General features: G+C 76.3%; 5 protein-coding genes. 2 read left to right on the forward strand and 3 right to left on the reverse strand.

Features of this window, described 5'->3' with window-relative positions; translation table 11 throughout:
• On the reverse strand, positions 1-3156 hold a 3156-nt coding region (locus ABZV94_RS37990), incomplete at its 3' end, for a BTAD domain-containing putative transcriptional regulator (RefSeq protein WP_356348995.1).
• Between the two features lie 198 nt (positions 3157-3354).
• On the opposite strand from ABZV94_RS37990, the gene ABZV94_RS37995 reads away from it, so the two are divergent.
• Entirely contained in the window at positions 3355-4590 is a 1236-nt protein-coding gene (locus ABZV94_RS37995) for an MFS transporter (RefSeq protein ID WP_356348997.1), read from the forward strand.
• Between the two features lie 314 nt (positions 4591-4904).
• On the opposite strand, the gene ABZV94_RS38000 is transcribed toward ABZV94_RS37995, so the two are convergent.
• Positions 4905-6371 carry an MFS transporter gene (locus ABZV94_RS38000; RefSeq protein WP_356348999.1) on the reverse strand — a complete coding sequence of 489 codons (1467 nt, stop codon included), beginning with the start codon at positions 6369-6371 and terminating at the stop codon, positions 4905-4907.
• 186 nt (positions 6372-6557) lie between these two features.
• On the opposite strand from ABZV94_RS38000, the gene ABZV94_RS38005 reads away from it, so the two are divergent.
• Entirely contained in the window at positions 6558-6884 is a 327-nt protein-coding gene (locus tag ABZV94_RS38005; RefSeq protein ID WP_356349001.1) for a helix-turn-helix transcriptional regulator, read from the forward strand.
• Positions 6885-6990: 106 nt separating this feature from the next.
• Here ABZV94_RS38005 and ABZV94_RS38010 read toward each other — a convergent pair whose 3' ends face one another.
• Entirely contained in the window at positions 6991-8985 is a 1995-nt protein-coding gene (locus ABZV94_RS38010) for an SWIM zinc finger family protein (protein WP_356349003.1), read from the reverse strand.
• Positions 8986-9042 lie beyond the last annotated feature (57 nt).

Here is a 9042-nt window from a genome sequence, read left to right on the forward strand (position 1 = left end):
CACGCCGCTGCGTGCGGCGTGGGCGGCACCGAGGAGCAGGGCCGCGCAGGTGGCGCCGGACCGGTGCCCGCACATCGCGGCCGTACCGGCGAGCCCTTCCAGGGAGAGCGCGAGGGCGCGGGGCTCGTCCAGGGAGCGGGCGATGCGCAGGCCGCGCAGGTGATGGGCGGCGGACCGGGCGGCATCGCCGCGGAGCTCGGCGAGGAAGCCGAGCTCGGCGTGCCGGAGGTGGTCACCGGCCGGGGAGGAGACGTCGGCGTGGGCGGCGCGGATGCGCAGCAGGTGCGCCTCGGCCGCGTCGAGGTCGCCGGAGCGCCGCGCACCGAGCGCCAGACCCATGTCGGCGTGGATCTCGCCGTACTTGTAGCCCTGTGCGACGGCGATCCGGCGGGCCTGCTCGTGCAGTTCGCGGGCGCGGTCGAAGTCGTGGGCGAGCAGCGCGAGGCGGCCGAGCCCGGACAGCCGCGCCGACACCTCGGCCTCCAGACACAACTCCCGGGCGATCCGGAGCCCTTCGTGCTGACGGCGGGCGGCCTGTGCGTACTCCCCCTTGATCTCGGCGAGCACGGCGAGCGGCGACACGGTCTGCAACTCGCCCCACCGGTCTCCCAGTTCGCGGAACAGGGCACGGCTGCGCCGCCCGTCGCGGGCCAGTCCTTCCAGGTCACCGCGGACCAGGGCGAGCGCCGCCCGCAGGCCGAGCGCGGCGGCCACGCCCCACTGCTCCCCCGCCGCCTCGAAACGGTCCAGGGCACGGGCGTTCAGGGCGCGGCTGCCGTCCAGGTCGCCCACGCTGAACGCGCCGTAGGCGTTCAGCCACAGCGCCCGGGCGCGGCGCGCGGGGTCGGGTACGGCGTCGGCGGCGGGGGTCACCGTGCGCTCCCCGGTGAGCAGCACGAACGCGCTGTGCAGCAGCGCCAGTTCGGGATCGGGGCCGTCGGCGGTGGCGGTGAGGACGGCGGCCAGGACGCGGCGGGCCTCGGTGAGCCGGCCGCGCAGCAGCCACCACCAGGACAGGGCGGTGGCCAGTCGTGCGGCTTCCCCGCTCCGTCCGGCGGCGGCCCGGCGCACCGCCTCGTCCAGGGCCACGCGCAGGTTGCCCGCCTCGGTGTCCAGGCGGGCGAGCCAGTCCCGCTGCTCCGGGCCGCGCAGCCGTGGCTCCGCGCGTTCGGCGAGCGCGAGGTAGTGGCGCAGGTGCCGCTCGCGCACGGCGGTCTCGCCGGCCGTCTCGCGCAGCCGCTCCAGGGCGTAGGCGGCGACCGACTCCAGGAGGCGGTAGCGGGGGCCGGCCGGGCCGTCCGCGACGACGACGAGGGACTTCTCGACGAGCCGGGTGACGAGGTCGAGCACCGCGCCACCGGGCACGCCCTCCCCCGCGCACACCGCCTCCGCCGCGTCGAGGGCGCAGCCGTCGCCGTGCACGGCGAGACGGCTCAGCACGAGGCGTTCCGGCACGCTGAGCAGCTCCCAGCTCCAGTCGATCGTCGCGCGCAGCGTCTGCTGACGGGCGGGCGCGCCCCGCTGACCGGAGGTCAGCACCCGGAACCGGTCACCGAGACGCGCGGCCAACTCCCGTACCCCGAGGGCTCGTACCCGGGAGGCCGCGAGTTCCAGGGCGAGCGGGATGCCGTCCAGACGACGGCAGATCTCGGCCACGGCGGCGGGGTCGGCTCCCCGGTGCTCACCGCTGCCGTCGCCCTCACCGCTGCCGTCGCCACCGCCGGAGGCGGTCGGGAAGCCGGGCGCGCAGGCGGCGGCCCGCTCGGTGAACAGGCGTACGGCGTCCGGGAGGGGCAGCGGCTCGACCAGGAACACCGTTTCACCGGCCAGGGCGAGCGGTTCCTGGCTGGTGGTGAGGACCCGCAGCCGGGGCGCGCCGCGCAGGAGCAGCGCGACCAGCTCGGCGGCGGCCGCGACGACGTGCTCGCAGTTGTCCAGCACGAGCAGGGTACGGCGGTCGCGGAGGGCGGCGGCCAGCCGGTGCACGGGGGACGCAGCCGCGGTACCGGTCGCGGGCGGGGCCGAGGGAGCGTCGTCGCGGATGCCGAGGGTCGCGGCGACGATCCCGGCGAGGTCGTCGGGGGTGGCGCCGCGGACACCCGCGAACTCCACGAACCAGACCCCGTCGGGCACGCCTCCGGAGGCGAACTCCCGCGCGACGGCCACCGCGAGACGCGTCTTGCCGACCCCACCGGGACCGGTGAGCGTGACCAGCCGCTGCCGCGCGAGCAGCGGGGAGAGATCGGCGAGGGCGCGGTCGCGGCCTATGAGCGGGGTGAGGGGATGGGGGACGTTGGCCGGGGTGGCGGGCGTGATCTCGGGGGGCGAGGGCAGCGGGGGCGTCCGCGGGAGAGTGTGCGGCGCGGTGCCCTCGGAACGCCCCGGCGGCGCGGCCCCCTGTGCCGGAGCCGCCGCGTCGGCGTCCAGCGACGGGTCCTGACGGAGCATCGCCCGGTGGAGGGCGCTCAGGGCGGGACCGGGGCAGGCGCCCAGTTCGTCGGCGAGGCGCGTGCGGAGCTCCTCGTACGACGCGAGCGCTTCCCCCTGGTGGCCCGCGCGGTACAGCGCCCGCATCTGCACCGCGCGCAGACGCTCCCGCAGCGGGTGCTCGGCCACGAGCGCGGCCAGTTCACCGGCGAGCAGCAGGTGGTCCCCCGCCGCCAGCCGGGCCTCGGCCCGCTCCTCCAGCACGGCCAGCCGCTGCTCCGCCAGGCACTCCCGGGCCGCGCGGACGAACTCCTCGTCGGCGAAGTCGGCGTACGCCGGCCCCCGCCACAGCCGCAGGGCCTCGGTGAGGCGCTCCGCCCGCGCCCGCGGGTCCGCGACGGAGCGCGCCTCGGTGACGAGCCGGGCGAACCGCTCGGTGTCCACGTCGTCGTCCGGGCCGAGCCGCAGCCGGTACCCCGGCGGCTGCCGTACGAGCCGCTCGCGGCCGACCACGCGGCGCAGTTGGGAGACCTTGGCCTGGAGCGCGCCCGCCGGACGGGCGGGGAGGTGGTCGCCCCACAGGTCGTGGATGAGCCGGTCGGCGGAGACGGGGCCGCCGTCGTGCGCGAGCAGATCCGCAAGCAGCGCCCGCACCTTGGTCTCGGGGACCTGGAGCGGTTCCCCCTCGTCGTCCCACACCGCGAGTGGTCCGAGCACCCCAAACCGCATGCGCACCACCGTACCCGTCCGGTCAGCGGCTCGGCTGTTCCGTCCGGCCCCGAAGCGTCCCCGGAGCGTCCCCGAAGGATTTCCGAAGCGTTCCCGAAGCGGCCGCCCGCACAGTGCCACGAGACCCGGATCCACGAGGTCCACGAGACCACCACGAGACCGGCGAAACCCACGAAACGACCTACGGAGTGCATTGCGATGACCGCCTCCCCCGACACGGCCGCCCCGTCCGCCAGGGATTCCGGTGCCGCGCCGCCCGCCCGGCGGGGCGGCGGGAGACTGCCGCTGCCGGCGCTGCTCGCCCTCGCCACCGCGGTGTTCCTCACCAGCCTCACCGAGACGCTCCCCGCGGGCCTTCTGCCGGAGATGAGCCATGACCTGCGGGTGGGCGAGTCCGCGACCGGGCAGACGGTCACGGTCTACGCGATCGGCACGGCGCTCACCGCGATCCCGCTGACCGCGGCCACCGCCGCCTGGCGGCGCAAGCGGCTGCTGCTCACCGCCGTGGCGGGCTTCGCCGTGGCCAACACGGTCACCGCCGTGTCGTCCGTCTACGGCCTGACGATGGTGGCCCGCTTCCTCGCCGGTGTCGCCGCCGGCCTGGCGTGGTCCCTGCTCGCCGGCTACGCGCGGCGCATGGTGGACGCCCCCCTCCAGGGCCGGGCGATCGCCGTGGCCATGACGGGGATACCGGTGGCGCTCTCCCTCGGTGTGCCCGCGGGGACGTTCCTCGGCCAGGCCCTCGGCTGGCGCGTGGCGTTCCTCGCGATGACGGCGCTCACGGTGGTGCTGCTGGTGTGGATCACCGCCGTCGTGCCCGACCAGCCCGGCCGGCCCCGCGAGGAGCGTCCGCGGATGCTGCGGACGCTGGGGATCCCGGGCGTGCGCCCGGTCCTCTTCGTCACGCTCGTCTTCGTGCTGGCCCACACGGTCCTGTACGCCTACATCGCCACGTTCCTCGACGGACTGGGGATGGGCGACGACACCGACCTGGTGCTGCTCGCCTTCGGTGCCACCTCGCTGCTGGGCGTCTGGGCCGTGGGGGCCCTCATCCAGGACCGGCTGCGTTCGCTGACCGTCGCGGGCACCGTGCTGGTGGCGGTGGCCGCGGCCTGGCTGGGGGTGCTCGGCGAGGGCGGCGCACCCGTGTACGTCGCCGCCGCGCTGTGGGGCCTGGGCTGGGGCGGGCTGCCCACCCTGTTGCAGACCGCCGTCGGCGACGCGGCCGGGGACCGGGCCGACGCGGCCCAGGCGATGCTGGTCACGCTGTGGAACGTGGCCATGGCCGGCGGCGGCGTGCTGGGAGGCGTCCTGCTGGACGCGGCCGGCAGCGGCTCGTTCCCGTGGACCGTGCTGGTGCTCCTGCTGCCCGTGCTCGCCGTGGTCCTCGCCGCGCGCGGCCACGGCTTCCCGCCCCGGCGCCGCGCAACGTGACGCATCCGCGCCGTCGGCGGTACGCGCGGTGGGCGTCCGCCCTCGACCGCACCGAGCGGACCGGAGCCGCCGTCGACCGCCGGTGCGCACCGGGACCTGTCGTCCGGTGCAAACCGGGACCTGTCGTCCGGTGCGCACCGGCCCCGGCGCTCTCCCGCCGTCCGAAGCCTCGTGCGCGACGGCGTGTGAGGGCGGACCCGGCGACGGGGGCCGGATGCGGGCCGGCCGGCGCTCGCAGGAACGGTGCCCCGGCGACCGCGGCCCCCGGGGGCACCTGAGCGCACGCCTCGTGGGGGGCGGCCGGCCGGCCGCGCTCACCGCACCGTGAAGACCGGATCGTCGGCGGCCGCGGAGGCGGCCTGCGCCTTCTTGCCGGGCAGGCCGAGGGCGAGGAGCAGACCGGCCACCATGCCGGCCGCGGTGAGCAGGACGACGAGGAACTCGCCGTCGGCGGTGGCGGCCTTGAGGGCCTGGCCGGTCTTGCCCCCGGTGCCGGCGTCGGCGACCGCGGTCAGGACGGCCAGGCCGATGGCGTTGCCGATGTTGAGGGTGGTGGAGGCCATGCCGTTGGCGATGCCCTGCTCGTCCGCCGCGACGCCGGTGGCGGCGGCGATCCACATCGCGGTCCAGACGATGCCCTGGCCCACGCCGGAGACGATCAGGCCGGGCACGGCCATCAGGTAGGTGGCGTCCGCGTCGAAGCCCCACGCCAGGAGCGCCGTGCCGACGGCGCCGACGAGGAAGCCGGCCGGCAGCGTGCGACGGGTGCCCAGCCGGGTGGTCAGGCGCTCGCCCAGCTGGGTGCCGGTGGCGATGGCGACGGAGGGCACCAGGAAGGCCAGGCCGGTCTCCAGCGCGCTGAAGCCGTGGACGGACTGCAGCAGCACGGTCAGGAAGTACGGCAGCGTGCCGAAGGTGGCCATGTAGAGGAAGGTGACGGTGATGCCCACGCCGAGGCTGCGGTTGCGGAACAGGCGGAACGGCATGAGCGGGTCCCGGCTGCGCGACTCGATGACGGCGAAGGCGGCCAGGAAGACGGCGGCCGACGCGAGGGAGCCGATGACCTCGGGCGCGGTCCAGCCCCGTTCCGGGCCCTCCACCAGGCCGAAGACGAGCAGGGTGGCACCGGCGGTGACCGTGAGGGCGCCGGGCAGGTCGAAGCGGCGGCCCGCGGTGCGCGCCTCGTCGCGCGGGATGACGGCCAGTGCGGCGAGGGCGACGAGACCGGCCAGCGGCACGTTGACGAAGAAGACGGCGGGCCAGCCGAAGCTCTCCGTGAGGATGCCGCCCAGCAGCGCGCCGACGGTCAGACCGCTCGCGCCGGCCCCGCCCCACACGGCGAGTGCACGGTTCCGCCTCGGCCCTTCCTCGAAGAGGGTGTTGATCAGGGACAGCGTGGACGGCAGCAGGAGCGCGCCGCCGATGCCCTGGACGGCACGGGCGGCGATGATGACGGCCGGACCGCCGGCCAGCCCGCCGGCCAGGGACGACAGGGCGTAGACGGCGAGTGCGAGGACGAAGATCCGGCGTCGCCCGAGCAGATCCGCCGCCCGCCCGCCGAGCAGCAGGAAGCCGCCGGCGAAGACGACGTAGGCGCTGACGACGAGTTGCTGCGTCTGGCCGGGGAAGCCCAGGTCGTCGCCGATGTCGGGCAGCGCGACGAAGACGATGTTCAGGTCGAGCGAGAAGATCAGCTGCGCCAGGGCCAGCAGCGCCAGACTCCAGCCCGGTCCTCGCCCGTCCGGGCCCGCGTGACCCCGCGGCCTGAGTGAAGTGAACATGACAGATCAACCCCTTGGGGTCATGGGCAGGGCGGCCCAACCAATACGACTGTTCGCATGTTTACGTACAATCGAACCGTCGGCAACCAGGGGGGCGTGATCCAGCCATGGCCCGCGCCTCGGACAACGAGCGCCGCACACAGGGGAATCGGTCCGACGGTCCGACTGTCGCAGTACAGTGGGACCGTGATCGCCCACCACCCCGACCGTGATCAGATCCGCATCGAAAACGTCCTCAGCGCCCTCGGCAACCCCATGCGCCTGACCGTTGTCCGCGTCCTCAGCGACGGCGAGGAGCACAACTGCGGCAGCATCCTGGACGGGGTCTCGAAGTCGTCGATGACGCACCACTGGCGCGTTCTGCGCGACGCCGGCGTCATCTGGCAGCGCCCGTCGGGCCGGGAGAACCTGTTGTCGCTGCGGCGCGCCGACCTCGACCACCGCTATCCCGGCCTCCTCGACGCGATCCTGGACGGCGCGCGCAGCGAGGCCGAGCCGCAGCGGCAGGGCTGACCCAACCGCCCCGGACCCGGCCGGGGACCACCGCCGGCGCCGGGCCGCGCGTCCGAGCCGGTCGGGTACGTCCCGCCGCACGGCCCTGGAAACGGGCGCGGGTCGCTCAGACCGCGTCGTCGGGTATGCCCAGGCCGGTCAGGGCGCCGACCGGGTCCAGGTCCGGGGTGCCGCGGGGCCACCAGTCGTCCTGTCCTGGGTCCGACTCGTAGGCGTACCACAGGCCGTCGCGGCCCAGGCGGAGCTGGACGTGGCCGCGTGGGTGCGTGAGGCGGTTGCGCCAGGGGCGGAACGCCGGCAGGTCGGCGGCGAGCAGCAGCGGGCGGGCCCGGTCGAAGCGGCCGGCCGGCGGGTCCCACGGTTCCTCCAGCGCGGCGAGCCCCGCCGAGCCGCCCTGCCGCCAGGCCGCGACGGCACGCGCGAGATCGGCCGGGGTGCGGTGGGCCGCGTCGGCGAGCGTGGCGTACAGCGCCCGGGTGGCCGCGGTCAGCCCCGCACCGGGGCGGGCCGCCGCGAGCCGTACCGCGTCCTGCCACAGGGTCAGTTCGCCGACCGGGTCGCGCCCGGTGGCGAGCAGGGCGTGGGCACGGGCGGCGGCGTCGGTCGCCAGCTGGTCGAGCGCGAAGGGGTCCGGGCCTCCGGGCGCCGACGGGTACGCCGGAGGCTGCTCGGGGTGCGGCGGCACCGGCAACGGCGGGGGCAACGGCGGAAGGTCGCGCGGAGCGAGGGCGTCGGCGGCACGGACGCCGGGCAGCGTCTGCTGCCGTTCCCGGGCGGCGCGGGCGGCTCGGGCCGCACTGCGCCGGGACAGGGCGTCGAGCAGTTCCTTCTCGCCCCGGCCGCGCAGCAGGAGCAGCACGAAGGGGTCGGCGTCGAGCAGGCGGGCCGTCTGGTAGCAGAGGGCGGCGGCGTGCTTGCAGGGGTGCCCCGAGTCGGGGCAGCTGCACCGGGGGACGAGGTCGCCGGGACCGGGCAGCAGAGGCACACCGCAGTCGGCGAGCGACTGGGGCAACTCCTTGTCGAGCAGCGCCGCGATGTGCCCCGGCCGGTCGGCCGCGGCGTCCAGGAACCTCTCCCAGTCCTCGTCCTCCAGCGTCCGCACCCGCACCTGCACGCGGTACGGCCGGGGCCGGCTCCCGCGCACGTAGGCCAGCACGAGACCCGGGGTGACGGTGATGGCGTCCACATGCCCCTGGTCCGCGTATCCCCGCCCGCGCGCCAGCCGCTTCGCGTCCAGCGCGCCCCGCTCCAGCGCCCCGACCCAGGCGTTGCCCCACCAGGTCCTGGCGAACGACTCCCCATCGGCGGCCTGACGCGGCGGGAACGCCGGGAAGGTACGGCGGAGTTCGGTGTCGCGGTGGGGGGTGGCCATGGTCGGCGGTACCTGCGGGGCGAGGGGGGCGCGGGGCGTCGTCGGGCGGGAGGAGGGCGTGGCCGAGTCCGAGGGGGCCGAGGTGACGGCCGAGGGGGTGTTCGCCGTGGGCGAGGAGGCGGACGGCTCGGACGGGGGCGTGGACCGCTCGGTCGGGCCGGGGTGCGCCGACGCGGCGGACCGGGCGGCCCTCTCCGCAGGAGCGGACGGCTCGCCAGGCGCAGGGTTGCCCGAAGTGCCGCCGGGCACTTCGCGCGGGTGCTCGGACGCCGAGGACGACGGCGTCGGTGCCTGTGCCGGTTCGCTCGGTGCGGGCCCGGCGTGGCCGGCCCGCTCCGGCTCCTCGTCGGTCTCCGCCCAGGTGGGCATGCGGAAGGCGGTCGCCAGGTACTGCCGCATGTCTCGCGCGGCCTTGGACCGGGCGGCCGAACTCCCCTGCCCCGGGGCGGGCGGGGTGCGCGGTGTGCCGGTACCGGCACCCGCCGGTGTCCGCCGTTCACGGCGGGGTTCCGCCGCCTGCGCACGCAGCGCTTCCGTTTCCCGCCGGGCCGCACGCAGCGCCTCCCGGGCGGCGTCGCCGGGACGCCCGCCCGTGACACCGGCAGGCACCGCACCCTCGGCACCGGCATCAGCCGAGCCCGCCTCGGGCGTGGGACCCCCGACCCCGGCTCCCGGACGCGCGGCCTCCGCGTGACCTGCGTCCGGCACCGATCCGGCGGCGTCGGCCACCGGCGCCGGACCAGCGGCCGTCGGCGGTACTCCCTGGCCCCGGCGCGTGGCGACGGC

Source organism: Streptomyces sp. NPDC004658, assembly GCF_040609555.1.
Classification (GTDB): Bacteria; Actinomycetota; Actinomycetes; order Streptomycetales; family Streptomycetaceae; genus Streptomyces.

Coding starts and splice junctions, on each gene's coding strand:
- ABZV94_RS38000 (WP_356348999.1), bottom strand. CDS start 6,371: ATGTTCACTTCACTCAGGCCGCGGGGTCACGCGGGCCCGGACGGGCGA.
- ABZV94_RS37995 (WP_356348997.1), top strand. CDS start 3,355: ATGACCGCCTCCCCCGACACGGCCGCCCCGTCCGCCAGGGATTCCGGT.